At 64.8% G+C, this 17,467-nt stretch carries 10 protein-coding genes and 9 pseudogenes; 12 read left to right on the top strand and 7 right to left on the bottom strand.

The features are described from left to right. The first annotated feature begins 251 nt into the window (after positions 1–251). Positions 252–1,144: pseudogene (purU, locus tag ACVWWN_RS30120) on the top strand (formyltetrahydrofolate deformylase). Between the two features lie 26 nt (positions 1,145–1,170). Beyond that, entirely contained in the window at positions 1,171–1,623 is a 453-nt protein-coding gene (locus ACVWWN_RS30115; RefSeq protein ID WP_457147125.1) for a MaoC family dehydratase, read from the top strand. Between the two features lie 81 nt (positions 1,624–1,704). Here the strand turns inward: ACVWWN_RS30115 and ACVWWN_RS30110 are convergent. Together ACVWWN_RS30110 and ACVWWN_RS30105 are read right to left on the bottom strand one after the other, a co-directional pair. Then, positions 1,705–2,264 (bottom strand): annotated as a pseudogene (locus ACVWWN_RS30110) (SDR family NAD(P)-dependent oxidoreductase). Beyond that, positions 2,261–3,442: an acyl-CoA dehydrogenase family protein gene (locus ACVWWN_RS30105; RefSeq protein ID WP_457147124.1), complete on the bottom strand. Its 1,182-nt coding sequence runs from the start codon at positions 3,440–3,442 to the stop codon at positions 2,261–2,263. Before ACVWWN_RS30105 ends, ACVWWN_RS30110 begins: the two are co-directional and overlap by 4 nt. A gap of 105 nt (positions 3,443–3,547) precedes the next feature. On the opposite strand from ACVWWN_RS30105, the gene fabG reads away from it, so the two are divergent. From fabG to ACVWWN_RS30085, 4 genes and pseudogenes are all read left to right on the top strand, one after another. Beyond that, a complete protein-coding gene (fabG, locus tag ACVWWN_RS30100; protein WP_457149334.1) occupies positions 3,548–4,300 on the top strand; it encodes a 3-oxoacyl-ACP reductase FabG in 753 nt (250 codons plus the stop codon). After that, positions 4,297–5,275, top strand: a pseudogene (locus tag ACVWWN_RS30095) (acetyl-CoA C-acyltransferase). Before fabG ends, ACVWWN_RS30095 begins: the two are co-directional and overlap by 4 nt. Continuing rightward, positions 5,272–6,465, top strand: a complete 1,194-nt coding sequence (locus ACVWWN_RS30090; RefSeq protein WP_457147123.1) for an acyl-CoA dehydrogenase family protein — start codon at positions 5,272–5,274, stop codon at positions 6,463–6,465. The pseudogene ACVWWN_RS30095 and the gene ACVWWN_RS30090 overlap by 4 nt, the downstream one beginning before the upstream one ends. A gap of 2 nt (positions 6,466–6,467) precedes the next feature. Continuing rightward, positions 6,468–7,135 (top strand): annotated as a pseudogene (locus tag ACVWWN_RS30085) (GntR family transcriptional regulator). Here ACVWWN_RS30085 and ACVWWN_RS30080 read toward each other — a convergent pair. Beyond that, the gene (locus ACVWWN_RS30080) at positions 7,132–7,254 is read right to left on the bottom strand and encodes a hypothetical protein (protein ID WP_457147122.1); all 123 of its coding nucleotides are present in this window, start codon (positions 7,252–7,254) and stop codon (positions 7,132–7,134) included. The pseudogene ACVWWN_RS30085 and the gene ACVWWN_RS30080 sit on opposite strands and share 4 nt — an antisense overlap. 67 nt (positions 7,255–7,321) lie before the next feature. Next, positions 7,322–7,546, bottom strand: a pseudogene (locus tag ACVWWN_RS30075) (long-chain fatty acid--CoA ligase); the annotation flags it as partial. Positions 7,547–7,735: 189 nt separating this feature from the next. On the opposite strand from ACVWWN_RS30075, the pseudogene ACVWWN_RS30070 reads away from it, so the two are divergent. From ACVWWN_RS30070 to ACVWWN_RS30055, 4 genes and pseudogenes are all read left to right on the top strand, one after another. Further along, positions 7,736–7,936 (top strand): annotated as a pseudogene (locus tag ACVWWN_RS30070) (enoyl-CoA hydratase-related protein); the annotation flags it as partial. Between the two features lie 105 nt (positions 7,937–8,041). Continuing rightward, complete coding sequence (locus tag ACVWWN_RS30065; protein ID WP_457144821.1) at positions 8,042–9,031, top strand: IS481 family transposase; 990 nt, start codon at positions 8,042–8,044, stop codon at positions 9,029–9,031. Next, a pseudogene (locus ACVWWN_RS30060) lies at positions 9,030–9,381 on the top strand (enoyl-CoA hydratase/isomerase family protein); the annotation flags it as partial. The gene ACVWWN_RS30065 and the pseudogene ACVWWN_RS30060, both read left to right, overlap by 2 nt. 76 nt (positions 9,382–9,457) lie before the next feature. Further along, positions 9,458–10,524: pseudogene (locus ACVWWN_RS30055) on the top strand (thiolase family protein). Here the strand turns inward: ACVWWN_RS30055 and ACVWWN_RS30050 are convergent. Further along, positions 10,521–11,297, bottom strand: a complete 777-nt coding sequence (locus ACVWWN_RS30050; RefSeq protein ID WP_457149333.1) for a TetR/AcrR family transcriptional regulator — start codon at positions 11,295–11,297, stop codon at positions 10,521–10,523. The pseudogene ACVWWN_RS30055 and the gene ACVWWN_RS30050 overlap by 4 nt on opposite strands. A 581-nt stretch (positions 11,298–11,878) precedes the next feature. Here ACVWWN_RS30050 and ACVWWN_RS30045 point away from each other — a divergent pair. Next, a complete protein-coding gene (locus ACVWWN_RS30045) occupies positions 11,879–12,670 on the top strand; it encodes a molybdopterin-dependent oxidoreductase (RefSeq protein WP_457147121.1) in 792 nt (263 codons plus the stop codon). Then, positions 12,661–12,924, top strand: a pseudogene (locus ACVWWN_RS30040) (molybdopterin dinucleotide binding domain-containing protein); the annotation flags it as partial. The gene ACVWWN_RS30045 and the pseudogene ACVWWN_RS30040, both read left to right, overlap by 10 nt. Before the next feature lie 165 nt (positions 12,925–13,089). Here ACVWWN_RS30040 and ACVWWN_RS30035 read toward each other — a convergent pair. Together ACVWWN_RS30035 and ACVWWN_RS30030 are read right to left on the bottom strand one after the other, a co-directional pair. Next, positions 13,090–14,319 carry a glycosyltransferase gene (locus tag ACVWWN_RS30035; protein WP_457147120.1) on the bottom strand — a complete coding sequence of 410 codons (1,230 nt, stop codon included), beginning with the start codon at positions 14,317–14,319 and terminating at the stop codon, positions 13,090–13,092. A gap of 2 nt (positions 14,320–14,321) precedes the next feature. Further along, on the bottom strand, positions 14,322–17,387 hold the full coding sequence (locus ACVWWN_RS30030; protein ID WP_457147119.1) for an ATP-binding protein: 3,066 nt from the start codon (positions 17,385–17,387) through the stop codon (positions 14,322–14,324). Positions 17,388–17,467: the final 80 nt, after the last annotated feature.

The following is a 17,467-nucleotide window of genomic DNA, read 5'->3' as shown; positions in this document are numbered from 1 at the left end:
CTTCGACGCAGAAGAAATTTTCGCCGACTCCCTAATAGCGCGCGTTTCGCGGCTAAGCAAGGTTCGGCGGTGCTCCAATGAAAGTATCGATTGCGCGACCTTGGGCGCGGCCTTTGCCAAATATGGCGACCGCCGTCAATAGAACGGCTATGTGCGTCGATCGTGTGTGGTCATCGCATCGAGCGCAGTCGGACCGATGAGTAGCAATAATTTGCCGACGGTGATGGTATGGGGATGGAACGTTGATTCAGGTGGGGGGCGAGTACCCGGGTGCGGGAGGCAGGCGGTTACCACCAAGCGATGTGGGTCGTCTCCTGCTGCGTTGTGCCGACCGGCCGGGCCTGGTGGCCGCCGTCAGTAGTTTCCTCGCTGACGCCGGAGCAAACATCATCTCCCTCGACCAGCACTCCACGACGCAGTCCGGTGGCACATTCATGCAGCGCACAATCTTTCATTTGCCGGGATTAACGGCGGTCCGTGATGCGTTAAATAATGATTTCCGCGAGCAGGTGGCTTCGCAATTCGACTTGGACTTCCGGCTCGCCGAGGCGTCGAAACCTAAGCGCGTGGCGATCATGGTGTCCAAGAGGACCACTGCCTGCTAGATCTCCTGTGGCGCAATCGCCGAGGAGAACTCGACATGTCGGTGATGATGGTCATTTCGAACCACCCCGATCTAGCCGATCAGGTCTGCCCATTCGGGGTGCCTTTTTTGCATGTGCCCTCGATGAAGAATATTCGCGTCGCCGCCGAGCGGCGGAAAATGGATTTGCTGCGTGGAAACGTCGACGTAGTGGCACTGGCGCGTTACATGCAGATCCTCACTCCGGAATTCCTGGCCGAGGTTAACTGTCCGCTGATCAATATCCATCATTCTTTTATGCCCGCGTTCATTGGCGGAGCGCCCTATCGGCGGGCCAAGGAACGCGGCGTAAAACTCGTCCAGCCACCGCACTATGTGTCGGAGGTTCTCGACGACGGACCGATCATCGAACAGGACGTGGCGCGGGTCGATCATCGCCACACCGTCGAGGATCTGGTCCCTCTCGGGTCCGACGTTGAACGCCTAGTTCTGTCGCGAGCGGTGCTGTGGCACTGTGAGGATCGCATCATCCGATACGGCAATCAGACGGTCGTGTTTTAGAGCGGGCAGGGCTAAGGAGACAGGTCGTGAAGAAGTTCGGCGGGCTCGAGGAGTTCGTGGCGGCGCAGGGCGCCCAGCTGGGTCCCACCGACTGGTTGGAGGTCACCCAGGATCGCGTCAATGTGTTTGCCGACGCCACCGATGACCATCAGTGGATCCACGTCGACCCGAAACGGGCGGCATCTGGCCCCTTCGGCGGCGCCATCGCACACGGCCTCCTGACGTTGTCTTTGCTGCCGCACTTCACCCAGCGGCTGTACACCGTCGACAACATCACGATGGCCATCAACTACGGCTACAACAAGGTGCGGTTCATCACCCCGGTGCGGGTGGGTGCCAAGATCCGGGCGCGCGCTGAGATCGCCAAGGTCGATCGGCTCGAGGGTGCGGTTCAGGTGACGCTGACGACGACGGTGGAGATCGAGGGTTCCGACAAGCCGGCGGCGGTGGCCGAGTCGATCGTGCGGTTCATCGCCTGACGGCGGTGCCGTCGATTCGGTGCTGACGGCGATGGCGTCGATTCGGTGCTGACGGCGATGGCGTCGATTCGGCACTGACGCTCAGTACTGCGTCGAGCCCTGATCCACCGATATCCGCGCGGCAGTGACGTTTCGTTTTCGTCGCTGGCCAGCCAGCACACCGTGTCGGCGATCCGTTCGGGGCTCGGCCACCCAGGTGATCGATCCGCCGCGCCCGCCATCGATGATCTTCTGGGCGCCGGCCATCACCGTGTTCCAGGTTCCAGTCACGTTGATGTCCATGACGTTGCCAAAGTCCTTGGGCGAGATGGCATTCCAGACCTGCGGCGCCGCGATCCCCGCGTTGGTCACGATGATGTCGAGCCGTCCGAGAACGGTGACGCCTCATCGACGGCTTGACGGAGCCCGTGGATGTCGAGGATGTCGACCTCCGCGGCGATCACTCGGCGACCGGTGCCCTGGACCAGCTTGACGGTCACGGCGAGGTCGTCGGAGGTCGCGGGATAGTAGGACACGCATGGAGATAGCTCGACGGCCAGGATGCCCGCGCCTTCCTCCGCCATTCGGATGGCGTGTGCGCGCCCCTGTCCCCGTGCCGCTCCGGTAATGAAGGCGACCTCGCGGGTGAGCCGACCGCTCATTTTTGCTCCCGCTGCGCGGCTTTGACGAGATTCGAGCCGATGATCAGACGTTGGATCTCGCTGGTGCCCTCGTATAGCCGCAACAGCCGGACGTCGCGGTAGATCCGTTCGACGGGCACCTCGCGCATGTAACCGCTGCCACCGTGAATCTGAACCGCGAGATCGGCCACCTTGCCGGCCATTTCGGTGCAGTAGAGCTTGGCCGCCGACGGTGCGATCCTGCGGTCATGGTCGGTGATCCACTGTCGCGCGGTATCGCGCACCAGCGCCCGCCCGGCGAGTACCCCGGTCTGCTGGTCGGCGAGCATCGCCTGCACCAATTGGAAGCTGCCGATGGGTGTGCCGCCTTGCGTGGCGATGGCGGCGTAGGCGACGGACTCGTCGAGCGCTCGCTGAGCGGCCCCGACGGCCAGGGCGGCGATGTGGACCCGCCCCCGGGCCAAAGAGGTCATCGCCGCCCGGTAGCCGATGTCCTCACTGCCGCCGACCAGCGCTGAATCCGAGACGCGCACGTCGGTGAAGTTCACATCCGAGGTCCAGGCGCCTTCCTGACCCATCTTGGCATCCTTGGGCCCCACCTCGACGCCCGCAGTGTCGGCGGGCACCAGAAAGACGGCGACGCCCGCCCCCTTGTCGTCGGCGGGCCTGGTGCGCGCAAAGACGACGAACAGATCGGCGACGGGCGCGTTGGTGATGAATCGCTTCTGGCCGTTGATGATCCATGTCTCGTCTGTGGTTCCGTCGCGCACGGCCTTCGTTCGCAGTCCGGACGGATTCGAGCCGGCGCCCGGCTCGGTCAGCGCGAACGAAGCGACGACGTCGCCGGTCGCCATTCGTTCGAGCCAGCGGGCCTTCTGTTCATCGGTGCCGAATCCGACGAGCACTTGTCCCGCGATGCCGTTGTTGGTGCCGAACATCGAGCGCAGCGCGAGCGAGGTGTAGCCCAGCTCCATCGCCATCTCGACGTCCTGCGCCAGGTCCAGTCCCAGGCCACCCCACTGCTGGGGAATCGCGTAACCGAACAGCCCCATCTTCTTCGCCTGGTCTCGCAGATCGTCAGGCACTCTGTCGCCGGCCAGTATCTCTTGTTCGCGCGGAACGACGGCGGTGCGGACGAAATGACGAGTCTGGGCCAAGATTTCCTGGAAGTCGTCGTCGCTAACTTCGGCTGTGCTCATCGGCAGATGCTCCTCCTTGGCAGGGGTGCCTCACGGCCGGGGGGTCGAGGATATATGAAATATGATGCTCGATTGTTGGCCCCCTCGGCCGACAACAAACCGAGGATGGGTGATCAGGTGTCACTACTGGCCGGTCAGACCGCCGTCGTCACGGGCGGCGCACAAGGACTGGGATTCGCCATCGCCGAACGATTCGTCGCCGAGGGCGCGCGTGTGGTCCTCGGCGATCTGGACCTCGCCGCCACGGAGGCCGCCGCGAGGCAACTCGGCGGCGACGCAACGGCGTTGGCGGTCCGCTGTGACGTGACGTCCGGAGACGAGGTCCAAGCGCTGGTGGCCGCCGCGGTATCCCGGTTCGGCGGTTTGGACGTCATGGTCAACAACGCCGGGATCACCCGCGACGCCACACTGCGCAAGATGACCGAGGACCAGTTCGATCAGGTCATCGCCGTACACCTGAAGGGCACCTGGAACGGCACCAAGACGGCCGCGGCGGTCATGCGCGAGAAAAACAGCGGCGCCATCGTGAACATGTCCTCGATCTCCGGCAAGGTCGGGCTCGGCGGGCAGACCAACTATTCGGCGGCCAAGGCCGGCATCGTCGGCATGACGAAGGCTGCCGCCAAGGAACTCGCCCACCTCGGTGTGCGGGTCAACGCGATCCAACCGGGGCTGATCAGGTCCGCGATGACCGAGGCCATGCCCCAGCGGATCTGGGATCAGAAGCTCGCAGAGGTGCCGATGGGCCGCGCCGGGGACCCCGATGAGGTGGCCAAGGTGGCATTGTTCCTGGCCAGCGATCTGTCGTCATACATGACCGGAACCGTTCTCGAAGTCACTGGGGGGAGGCACATATGACGACCCGCCAAGCTGTCGTCTGCGAGCCCGTCCGCACGCCGATCGGCCGATACGGCGGCGTGTTGAAATCGCTGACCGCGGTGGACCTCGGCGTCGCCGCGCTGAAGGGGCTGGTCGACCGAACCGGAATCGACCCCGGCGCGGTGCAGGTGGGTGCACGTTCCGGAGTGAAGGTGCATGACGGCCTGGCCCGGGGCCGCACCACGGCCGGAGGCCTGCACTATCCGGTGCCGGGCGGCATGCTGGAGGCTGCAGAAAACCTGCATCGTGAGTACGGCATCTCGCGCCAGGAGCAGGACGAACTGGCCGTATCGTCGCATCAGCGTGCGGTCGCGGCCCAGAAGGACGGGATCCTCGCCGAGGAAATCATCCCCGTCACCGTGCGCACCCGTCAGGGTGAGGAGCTGATCGACACCGACGAGCACCCGCGGGCCGACACGTCCGTGGAGACGCTGGCCAAGCTCAAACCCGTTCTTGTGGACGATGATCCGGAGGCTACCGTCACCACAGGCAACGCCAGCGGGCAGAACGACGCCGCGTCGATGTGCATCGTGACGACCCAGGAAAAGGCCGACGAACTCGCGCTCACCCCGTTTGCGAAGTTGGTGTCGTGGGGTTCGGCCGGCGTGGCGCCGAACGTCATGGGTATCGGCCCGGTGCCGGCCACAGAGGTCGCTCTCGCCCAAGGCGGGGTTGCGGCTGGAGGATATCGACCTTATCGAACTCAATGAAGCATTCGCCGCTCAGGCCCTGGCCGCGATGCAGGAATGGAAGTTCACCGCGGCCGACCGGGACCGAACCAACGTCCACGGGTCGGGCATATCGCTGGGCCATCCCGGCGGTCCCACCGGCGGTCGAATCTTCGCCACGCTGGCGCGGGAGCTCAACCGGCGAGGCGCGCGCTTCGGACTCGAGACGATGTGCATCGGCGGTGGGCAGGGACTGGCCGCGGTATTCGAAAGGGTCGGCCCGTGACCAAGCTCGCGCAGACACTGGGGCTCACCGAATTCCAGACCGAGATCGTCTCGACGGTAAGGCAGTTCGTAGACAAGGAAATCATCCCTGTCGCCCAGGAGCTCGAGCACGCCGACACCTATCCGCAGGCGATCGTCGATCAGATGCGCGAGATGGGTCTGTTCGGTCTGATGATCCCCGAGGAGTTCGGCGGCCTGGGCGAGTCCCTGCTCACCTACGCCTTGTGTGTCGAGGAACTCGCCCGCGGCTGGATGAGCGTCTCCGGAATCATCAACACCCACTTCATCGTCGCCTACATGATCCTCCAGCACGGCACCGACGCGCAGAAGCGGCACTACCTCACGCGGATGGCGACCGGCGAGACACGGGGCGCATTCTCGATGTCCGAGCCGGAACTCGGTTCCGATGTCGCCGCGATCCGCACCCGCGGCAAGCGGAATTCGGACGGTACCTACACGATCGACGGCCAGAAGATGTGGCTGACCAACGGGGGCAGCTCGACGTTGGTCGCCGCGTTGGTGCGTACCGACGAAGGAGCGGAAAAGCCGCACCGCAATTTGACTGCGTTCCTGGTCGAAAAGCCGGTCGGCTTCGGCGAAGTCGTGCCGGGGCTGACCATCCCGGGAAAGATCGACAAGCTCGGATACAAGGGGATCGACACTACCGAGCTGATTTTCGACGGCTATGCCGCCAACGCCGACGACATTCTCGGCGGGACCCCCGGCCAGGGATTCTTTCAGATGATGGACGGCATCGAGGTCGGCCGCGTCAACGTATCGGCCCGGGCATGCGGTGTGGGTATCCGCGCCTTCGAGCTCGCGATCCGCTATGCCCAGCAGCGCCAGACCTTCGGCAGGCCCATCGCCGAACACCAGGCGATCGCCTTCCAGCTCGCCGAGATGGCGACCAAGGTCGAAGCGGCCCACCTGATGATGGTCAATGCAGCGCGGCTGAAGGACTCGGGCGAACGCAACGACGTCGCCGCGGGAATGGCCAAGTACCTGGCGAGCGAGTTCTGTTCGGAGGTCACCCAGCAGAGCTTCCGGATCCACGGCGGATACGGCTACTCGAAGGAATACGAGATCGAACGGCTGATGCGTGACGCGCCCTTCCTGCTGATCGGCGAGGGCACCAGCGAGATCCAGAAGAACATCATCAGCAAGCGACTGCTCGCCGACTATCGGATCTGATCGTGACCGCTCCGGAGTTCGTGCCGCGACCGCAGCTCGCCGAGGACGTCGCGCGGTACGTGCGTAAGCGAATCTTCGACGGCATGTATCCCGCCGGGCAGTACATCCGCCTGGAGCAGCTGGCGGTCGAACTGGGTATCAGCGTCACTCCGGTGCGCGAGGCGCTGTTCGTGCTCAGCGCCGAAGGCCTGCTCTCCCAACAGCCGAGGCGCGGTTTCGTGGTCGTTCCCGTCACCTGTCGCGATATCACCGATGTGTCCAACGTCCAGGCATACATCGGTGGTGAACTCGCGGCCAGGGCGGCGGCCAACGTCGACGACAAGCAACTGCGCCAGCTCGAGAAGATCCAGACCGAACTGGAGGCCGCCTACGCCGCCGATGATGAAGAGCGTGCGGTCCGGCTCAACCACGAATTCCACCGCGCCATCAACGTGGCCGCCGATTCGCCGAAACTCGCGCAGCTGATGTCGCAGATAACCCGCTACGCACCGGAATCGGTGTTCCCGGTCATCGAAGGCTGGCGAGCAAATCCAACCGCCACCACCGGCGGCTGCTGGCGGCACTCGAGAAGCGTGATGAGGATCTTGCCCGGACAGCGATGTCCGAACATCTCGCCGCGGGTGCGAAGCCGTTGATCGAACACCTGACGGAACGCGGCGTGGTCGGCTAGATCGGGCGATCTTGCTTCTGATCGACGAGCAGGGCCCGTAGCCGGCGGACGTCGACCTTGCCGGTGGGGCCGCGGGGAATCGGGCCGTCGGAGTCCAACAGCAGCCATACCGTCGGCACCTTCCCGAGTGAACATTATCGCCAGGGTGTCGCTGGCGGTGACCGTACCGGCCGTCGCGTCCAGGACGGCGCCCCCATTCAATGGCGCCAATTCATCAGTGGTCCAGATAGATTGCCGTGCAGGGAGGTTCGTCAGTTCCGGTTCGGGGTCGTCGAGGTAGAGATAACTGCGGAACTCCTCGACGGCCACGAGGTACCGCACCGAGGCCACGCGCAGTTGGGCGACCAGTTCGGGTGCCTGAAGCAATGTGCTCAACGGCACCAGCACGGCACCGATGCGGGTCAGCGCCATGGCGATCTGTACCCGTTGCACACAGCAGGGCATGATGAGGCCGACCCGGGTGTCTTTCTCACGCTCGCATCTATGAACGCCGCGGCGAGACCATGGGTCGCGGCGTCGAGTTCGGCGTAGGTGATCCGGCTGTCCGGGAAGATCACCATCGGCTTCTCGCCGTCCTCGCGGGCCCGAAGCCTTCGGTTTGATCGTCTCACCGTGGACCGCAAGTCGTTCGCCTTCCATCACAACCTGATGGGCTTCCCTAAGGTGACGGTGGGGGAGATCGGCGGCTACGCGCTCGGCGGCGGATTCGAGATGGCGCTGATGACGGACATCTCGATGATGGGGCGCGACACCAGGATCGGTATGCCCGCCACGCGGTTCCTCGGTTCGGCGCTGGCTAGCTGTACTGACCACGGACGTTGGTGACGGCGTGGCGGGGTGACAAGACGAAGACCTCCGAGTGAAGTGCGAGCTGCTTAGGAACGCACTCATTCACCGGAGGTCTTCGTGTCCCACCGTAATGCCCCATTGTCGGAAACTGGTCGGCTGCGTCTGGCTCGTTGTGTCGTGGAGGACGGCTGGCCGTTGCGCCGAGCTGCGGAACGGTTTCAGGTGTCCGCGACTACCGCGGCCCGCTGGGCGCGCCGCTACCGTGCCCAGGGCCGGGCCGGGATGGTTGATCGGTCATCGCGCCCACATCGCAGCCCCAACCAGACCCCGACACGCACCGAGCGACGAATCATCAAGGTGCGGGTTATCCGCCGGTGGGGACCTGCCCGCATCGGCTATCTGCTGGGACTGCATCCCTCGACGGTGCATCGGGTGCTGACCCGGTACCGGCTGGCCAAATTGCGTTGGCTGGACCGTCCGACCGGGCGGGTGATCCGACGCATGGAGGCCGCCCGCTGCGGGGACCTGGTCCACGTCGATGTGAAGAAACTCGGCAAGATTCCCGCCGGCGGGGGCTGGCGGATGCTGGGCCGCGCCGCCGGTAAACGCAACGCCTGGGCCGATAGGAGCTCCGGTAAGCGCAGCCGTAACGGCGACCCACTGCGCGGCTCCCACTACCTGCACACCGCCATCGACGCACACTCGCGGCTGGCCTACTCCGAACTGCTCGCAGATGAACGCAAAGAGACCGCCGCAGCATTCTGGCTGCGCGCGAACGCCTGGTTCACCGAGTGCGGCTTTACGGTCCGAACCATATTGACTGACAACGGATCCTGTTATCGTTCACATAAATTCCGCGACGCTTTGAGTGACATAAGGCACCGCCGTACCCGCCCCTATCGGCCGCAAACCAACGGCAAGGTCGAACGATTCCACCGGACCTTGGCCGACGAATGGGCCTACGCCCGGCTCTACCGCAGCGACGCCGACCGCTGCGACGAGTTCCCGCGATGGCTCCACACCTACAATCACCACCGCGGCCACACAGCACTCAAGGGTCAACCACCCGCCAGCCGCGTACCTAACCTCTCAGGTCAGTACAGCTAGCCTGCAGCTGTTCTTCCATCGGTCGGGACCGGTGCTGGCCAGGCGACTACTGCTGACCGGCGACATCATCGAGGCCGGCGCCGTCGAACATCTCGGCGCCTTCACCGACACCTGCGCGCCGGCGTCGGTGGCCGCACGTGCCTGGTACTGGGCGGGGAAGGCCGCCAAGATGCCCGCCGACGGAGTCGTCTTCGCCAAGGAGGCGTTCCGCCTCGTCGAGCAGGGCCAGGCCTACCAGGGCGAGGAAGTGGCCAGCTATGTGTTCCACGCCTATGGGACGAACCTGCAGTTCATGCCCGGCGAGTTCAACTTCGTGCGACGAGCACTTCCGCGTGCCCGAGCCGGAGTGACGGCGGTCACCAACTGGCGGCAATACAGTAGCTGCTACTTTTGTAACGTCGCCTACATCGAACCGAGGTCGAGAACATGCCCACACCCGCCATTGTCGGTGCCGCAAGGACAGCCATCGGCCGGTCGTTCAAGGGGGCCTGGTCAATACCCCTCCGAGACGCTGATCACCACGGTGCTGCTGCCGGAGGACATCGACGACATCATCTTCGCCGAATCGCATTACGGCGGCCGCGATCTGGCGCGCTACGCGGCCGATGCCACCGGTTTGCAGCATGTTCCCGGTCAGTCGGTCAACCGGCATTGCGCGGGCAGCCTGACCGCGATCGGGAACGCCGCCGCCCAGATCGGGTCGGGCATGGAACGTGTGCTCATCGCCGGCGGTGTGCAGTCGCTGTCGAGACGCCGGATGCGCCGACGAAGGACATGTCGATCACCGTCGGTTGGAACACCGTGCAGGCCGTTGGCATCACCCGCGAGGAGATGGACGCGTGGGCGGCGCGGTCGCACCCGCGCGCTATCGCAGCCATGGACGAGGGCAACTTCCTCCGGGAGATCGTTCCGCTGAAGGCCCAGCAGTTCGACGGATCGGAGGTGGACTTCAGCGTCGACGAGCATCCACGCCGGGACACCACCGTCGAGAAGTTGGCCGGGCTCAAGGGTCCCGCACCCGGAGATCGAGGGGTTCTCCATCACGGCAGGCAACAGCAGCGGCACCAACGACGCCGCCGCGGGAGTCGCCCGTGTCGAACGTCAATACGCTGAGGCGCAGCGGCTCTCGGTGATGGCGACCGTGAAGGCGTGGGCCGCCGCGGGTGTCGCGCCCCGCGACACCGGGCTGGGCGCCGTCAAGGTGATCGGCAAGGTCCTCGACCGCGCGGGCCTCAAGCCATCCGACGTCACGCTGTGGGAGATCAGAGGCGTTCGCATCGTTGCCGATCGCCGCATGCCGTGAGTACGGTCTGGACGAGGAAAGGGTGGACTTTTCCGGAAGCGGCGGCAGCCTCGGTCATCCCATCGCCGCCTCGGGTGCACGAATGGTGACCACGCTCGTCTATGAACTGCAGCGGCGCGGAGGCGGCATCGGTGTCGCTGCCATGTGCGCCGGCGGCGGCCAGGGCGGCGCGGTCGTCGTCGAGGTTTAGCGGGCGACGGCCTTGTTCTTCGCGCGTGAGCCGGCGGCCTTGGTCGCCTTGCGGGCCGGTTGCGGGGCCGTTGTGCGACCGTCGATCAGCCTGCCGGCGCGATCGAGGATGCATTCCAGACCGAATTCGAAGTTCTTCTCGTCGGCGGCGCCGATATGATGGCCCTTCTCGGTGACCAAAGCGAGCAACGGGGTGCTTCCGGCATCGATCGACATCGTTTCCTCGATGTCGCTCGGCCTCTCGTCGCTGGCGAGGTTCTTCTCCCGCAATCGCTGGAGCACCACCGATCCGCGCACGTGCACCGACACCGCCGAGTAGGTGTCGAACGCAGCTTCGGGGGAGAGACCCGCCTCGACCAGGCCGGTGATGGCCTTCTCCACTTCCTGGACGCCGAGCCGGGCCGTCCGGGGACTCAGCGCCGACCGGATTAGGATCAGGTCACACAGAATCGGGTTGCCCATGAACGTCTTTCGCATCGTCCGCGCGTGGTTGCGCAACGTCTCGCGCCAATCCGTTGCCTCGACGTAGGGCGTCGCGAAGACGTACTGGCGCAGAGCGCGATCCGTCATCGCATTGAGGAGGTCGTCCTTTTTGCGGAAATACCAGTAGATGCTGGTGACGCCCACACCCAGGTGCTTGCCGAGGAGCGGCATGCTGAGGTTGTCGATCCCGACCTGCTCGGCGAGTTCGAAGGCGCCCTTGATGATGTCGTCGGGATTGATGGACCCGCGCTCGCGCCGCTGACGCTTCTCAGCGGTTGCTTGCTTTGCCACTGAGGGCACCTCCATCACATTCATCGCTGCGCACGCAGCCCCGGGTAAGGTCGGTGGTCTTAAATCTACCGGCAGCCACACCCCTGAACTGCGCCTTCGCCATCGTGTCGCCGCTCGGTCGTTACCGTCAACCTTACCGGTGACCATCCGGTCGATGGCGCCCACCACTGTTCCACTCTTCTACTGTAAGGCCTATAGTAAGCATCTCCAGCGAATCGGTCGACAGAAAGCTGAGGGTGTCGGGGTCATCAGCTCGACGGCGACCGGGAGTTGTCGGCCGCGGTGATCACCGGCGCCGGCGGCAACTGCTGCGCAGGCATGCACGGCCGGACCGGAGCGAACATCGACGTCGACGGCAGCAGCGATTTCCCCCTAGCGCGCCCACAGAGGGATGAATTATGGCCAACGCCAGGCAGGCTCGTTCGTGGGCGCGCAGCGCGCTGCTGGCGGCCCAGTGACGCCGAACGGTCATTGCGGAAGCCACTACCGATACATGCACAGTATGTGCATACCTCCTGCTCCGGTGCCATAGTTGAGGAGGCCTCATCGCCGAATACGGCATCTCGTAGATCCTGCCGACCTTGCCCCGCCAGAGATGGGTGATGAAGGCGATGGGCGCCGGTGCGTGCCGGTCCCATGAGAGGAACCGTTCCCGCATCGGGGGATTCGCGTGCGTCACGGCCGCCGAGCGTGCTGCCCTGATGGCGAAGGAGATCTCGGTCCCCGGCGACCGACAGATCAGGGCGTTGTTCACGAGCGCGGGCAACCCAGTGCTGTCCGTTCCCAACGGTGAGGAACTCGAGGTCGCAGTTGCGGGTCTGGACCTGATGGTCGAGCTGGACCTGTACGTGAACGAGACGACCGCACATTGCGATTACGTGCTGCCCGTCACCACGATGTACGAGCGCGACGATTTCGCGGTGACGTTTCAGACATTCCAGGCGACACCCTTCCGGCAGGCCACCGAGGCGGTGGTGACACCGGTCGGACAGGTGCGCACGGAATGGGACGTCATCAGTGCGCTGATGCAACGGATGTCTTCCCGAACAAGGGCATTCGCGGTATTGGGATTCGCTCGTACGATCACGGACATACTCGGGCGCCGCTTCACACCGCGTGGCGTAGTCGACATGATGATTCGGATGTCGGAGGGCGGCAACCGGTTCGGTCTGCGTCGCGGCGGGCTGACCTTCCGAAGGCTGACGCAGCGCCATCCGCATGGCATCGTGCTCGCACCTCACCTTCCGACGGGCGTGCTGGACGAGGTGGTTGCCTACCGCCATGGCCGCGCCCGACTGAAGCACGACGACATCGAGGCCGAGATCGTCAAGCTGTCACGACGCATGCGCCTACGGATTATCCGATGCGGATGATCGGAATGCTGGAGCCGCGGTCGGAGAATTCGGGGATGCACAATGCGCCGTTGCTGATGCGGGGGGAGCGGACCCATCGCGCACTCATGCATGTCGACGACGCTTCCGAGCTGCATATCGCCGACGGCGACATGGTGCAGGTGACCTCTCCGTTCGGCCGGATCACCGTGCCGGTGTACGCAACCCAGGACATCATTGGGGCGATCGCGATACCGCACGGCTGGGGGCACAAAGGCACGGGCGGTTGGAGGGTGGCGAACCGCGCGGGCGGCGCCAACGTGAACCAGCTGACGTCGAGTGACCCGAAGGACGTCGAGTCCCTGGCCGCGATGTCGTACGGGTGTGCCCGTCCGGGTCGATCGGGTCGCTGCCGTCGCCGTCAACGCAGAGTGATCGCATCACGCGACTGGGCTACGGCGTCAGGTGATGCCGAGAACGCGCTTCTCGAAGACGTCGGCGCCATGGTCGGTTCCGCCGGTCGCCGCGAAACCCTCCGCCACCCTGGCTGCGCCGTCGGTCATCGTCATCGCGTCGCGCACTTTCGCGCGCAACCGCTTCGCCGACAGTCTCCTCGCCGGCAGCCTCGTGCCACATCCGGCTACCTCCGCACGTCGTGCGACCTCGAATTGGTCGCGCCCGAATGGCACGACACATACCGGCACGCCGTGAGCGAGCGCCTTCTGTGTTGCTCCCATCCCGCCGTGAGTCACCGCGCACACCGCGCGGTCCAGCACGGCTCCATGGGGAACGAAACGGCACACCGTCGTATTGCCGGACGTGGTCACTTCGTCGGATTTCGCGGTCGGCACCGTCGCCACGATGTGAACGGGATCATCGGCCAGCGCCTCGATCGTGGTCAGCACCAGCGCTTCGTCGGCCTGCCGTTCTGATGACGTCGTGACGAGCACGATCGGGCGGTCGATCGACGCGAGCCAGTCGGGGACGCTGTTCTGGTCGAACTCGAGCACGCAGGGCCCGATCATCTGCACGGCATCGCCCCAGCCTTGCGGATACTGAAACGGCTTGCCGCTGGCGACCAGCATGAGTGGAGCGCGGCGCAGGAACTCGTCGATCGAACCGACCGGTGGGGCACCCACGTCGGTGCGGATCCGATTGATCGGCGGGACCATTATCCGCTCGAGCGAACCCACCACAACGGTTCGCGCCGCGGCGTCGCGGATGCGGCCGACCGCACCGCCCAACGGTTTGAGGCCGAGCCCGAACGGGGGCACTCCGGCTGCGCTCAGCGGCGGCGTGTACGGGGAGAAGCATGCCCATGGGATGGATCCGGCCTCGGCGGCCGACAGGGCGCCCCAGCAATTCACGTCGACCAGTAATGCGTCGGGCCGAATCCGCGAGACGGCATCGAAAAGGTCGGCGACCTCGTGGGCTGCGCGTCGGCTGAACACCGAGACCGACAATTTCAGCGCGCCGAGAGGATTGGACGCTTTCCAGTCATCCTGCCCGATCTCCTCGATCGCGGGGTCGATCACATCGGCAGTGAAGCCGAGTGATTGCGCGACCTGCATCCCGGTCGACAATGTCCGCGCATGGATGTGGTGGCCGCGGCGGGACAGCTCTGACAAGAGGGCGCTCATCGGCAGCAGGTGGCCCAGTGCCGGTGACGTGTAGGCCAGAATCGTGGCCATCGTCAGACTTCCGGCGGTCGAGCGGACAATGTGGCGACCATCTGACGCGCCTCGCCGAGGCGACCTCGTGCATCGAGCCCTTCACAGAGTGCGAGGTACTGCTCGGCCAGTTCGACATGGCCGTCCGAGTCGCCTTCCGCCTTGGCCAACAACGCGCGGGATCTCAACCACCACAGGTCCATTGCGGGAATGCCGGGATGCCGGGCGTGCGGTTGATCGACGATACGGTGCGCTTCGGCGAGATCGTTGTCGGAGCCTCGGTCCAAGAGAAGCTCGACGAGGACCTCACCCGCGCGGCCCGCCAGAACTCGAAATCCCTGTTTGGTGTGCAGTGAGAAGCATTCGCGAAGCTCGCCGATAGCGTTGTCGCGCTGACCGTTACGGGCGGCGTCGATCGCCAGATCGGCAGAGACGGCCGCTAGGGCTGTGGTGAACAGATTGTGCTTCTGGATGGCTGTCCGGGCGCGGTGGAGCACATCGATCCCCTCGTGATATGACGCGGCCTTCGACCGGAGCATCACCACGCCGTACGTCCACTGTGCGGAGACGATGCCGAACATGTCACCGAAGGACTCGGCTCGGCGCACCGAGTCGTGCATCTCGCGCACCAGATCGTCAGGCTGATACAAACCCATCGCCGCCAACATGCCCCGAAATGCCCACACCACGGCCTGGCTGGCGGGTGGGAGCCCCTGTGCCTGCCGATAGCTCTCCCGCAGATGACCACGGCCGCGCTCAGGCTCACCCGTGCACATTTCGATAGCGCCGCGAACCGAATTGGCCAGCGCCAACTCCATGGTGGGCACATCCCGCAGCAGCCCCACGATCCGATCGATCATCCGCAGCGCGGCGTCGAAGTCGCAATTGGCAAACCGTGCATACGCAACGGAGAAAAGGATGACGCCCATTGTTGCGGTATCACAGTCGATACCGCCGGCCATCTCCTCGAGTTCCTCGGCCAATGCTGCGGCCTCGGGGATGCGGTTGTCGTTTGTGGCGAAGGAGACGATGCGACCGGCCATGCCGATCGCGAGAGATGTCGGATCGCCCGCGAGCTTCGTCAGCTCACGAAACTCGTCGAACCGCTCGTCGACGTCGACATCATGACCGACGAAGACCGACTTGGATATGAGCATTGTCCTCGGCGCTACACGCATGTGGGCGACGGTGAAATGGTCATCTGGCAACTCGTCGGAAATGCGTTGCGCGCTCTCCCAACGCGCGCGCGCGGCGGAAAGGTCGCGGACGGCGAGCCATTCGGCCGCGCGCATGTGCCAGTGGTACGCCTCGGCCAGGTTGCCCGCCGCTTCGAGGTGGGTGGCGATCAACCCCGCGTTTTCGTCGGCGGCGCCGGGATCACGCCCCTCGATGGCGACGGCCAGCCGGCTGTGGGCCTGCATGCGCGCGGCACTCAGCTGCGATTCGTAGGCTACGGTGCGCACCAGCGGGTGGCGAAAGCAATACCGTTGTCGTGGTACGAATTCCGTCTGATCGATCAGTTCTGACGAGACCAAGTCGGCCATCTGATAGGGCATGGCTTCCGGAAGGAGAGTGTGCAGAATGTCCACGTCGAAGTGGGTACCGATCACCGCCGCGGCGTTCAGGATCGACTTTGCTTCAGTGGGCAGCCGATCGATGCGGGCCGCGACCACCGCTTGGACGGTGGCGGGGACCGCGATGTCCGAAACGTCGGTCGCCAGGCGGTAGTGACCGCGGCTCCCCGTGAGCACGCTGCTTCCGGCCAGATCGCGCACGATCTCCTCCGCGAAGAACGGGTTGCCCGAGACCGCCATCACGATTCGATCTGTCAGGGATACCAGCGAGGGGTCGCTTCCGAGGAGTTGGCCGACCAAACGCACGGCGGTCGATTCCATCAGTGGCCGCAGGGTGATCGTCTGATGTGGATGGCGATACAACGCACCGTGGAACTCTGGTCGGTAGGCCGTGACGAGTATCGATGTCGTCACGTTGAGCGTGGCGGCGAATTCGGAAAGGACGTGATCGCTGGGTGCGTCGATCCATTGGGCGTCATCGAGAACAAAAACGGTTCGGTTGGGGTGCGCCAGGACAGTTTGGGCCATCATCTCGACAAGTCGTCGGCGTCGGCCGTCGATGCTGACCTGTGGTGGGTCCGCGCCGGCTCCTGCGATCCCCATGGCCTCGAACAGTATTTGTGCGTCCGGAGAGTGTTCGGTGAGCAAACCCCTGAGCTGGCCCAACGTGTATTCCCTGGCGTCGGCGTCGCTCAGCCCCTCCGCGCCGAACATGGCGCGGAGCAGACGCGACAACGCGCGGAATGCGAGTGTGGACGTGTGGGATTCGCAGCGGGCGACGACGACATCCGCGCCCTGATGCGCGGCGATCGCGGTGAACTCGCTGATCAGCCGACTCTTGCCCAGTCCGGGGTCACCGACTATGCCCACCAGGCAGCCGCGCTTGGCGTCGAACATTCTGCCCAGCCAACTCAATTCGGTCTCACGGCCAAGCATCATCCCCTCGTTGCGACCCAACACCATCCGGTCGGATTCCACGGCGACGAGCTGGCGTGCGGGCACGGGCAAGGCTGCTCCCTTGATGACAACGTCTTCGACCGGTCCGAGTCTGGTGACATCCTGGATGAGGCGGGCGGTGGACAATGAGCACAGGACGGCACCGGCAGGGGCCGCCGCCTCCATCCGTTGTGCCATTCCGACGGGGTGGCCGATCACTGTGTATCGCCTTGAGCCCGAGCCGATTTCGCCGGCGACCACCTCGCCGGAGTTCAGGCCGATCCGAATCCTGAGGGCAATGCCGTCCAGGTGAAGGAGTTCAGTGGCAAGGTCTTCGGTGATCGATTGAATCTCGAGCGCCGAGATGCATGCCCGCAGCGCATGGTCCTCCAGTGCGACCGGCGCGCCGAACGTGGCCATCAAGCCGTCGCCGGTGAATTTGTCGACCGTGCCCTGGTAGCGCTGCACGACGGCGGATGCCCTGTTGAAGAGTTCGTTCATGATCTCGCGGAGTCGCTCCGGGTCGATCGCCGCCGCAAGCTTCATCGACTCGACGACATCGGCGAACAGGACGGTCACCTGCTTGTGTTCGCCTGGCGCGGGTGCCGAACTGACCGCTGACCCACAGGCATCGCAGAATCGCGCCTGCGCGCGGAGGT

The organism is Mycobacterium sp. URHB0021, from assembly GCF_054057895.1.
This window is presented reverse-complemented; position numbering and strand designations above follow the sequence as displayed.

Coding starts and splice junctions, on each gene's coding strand:
- ACVWWN_RS30035 (WP_457147120.1), bottom strand. CDS start 14,319: ATGGCCACGATTCTGGCCTACACGTCACCGGCACTGGGCCACCTGCTG.
- fabG (WP_457149334.1), top strand. CDS start 3,548: ATGGGTGATCAGGTGTCACTACTGGCCGGTCAGACCGCCGTCGTCACG.
- ACVWWN_RS30105 (WP_457147124.1), bottom strand. CDS start 3,442: ATGAGCACAGCCGAAGTTAGCGACGACGACTTCCAGGAAATCTTGGCC.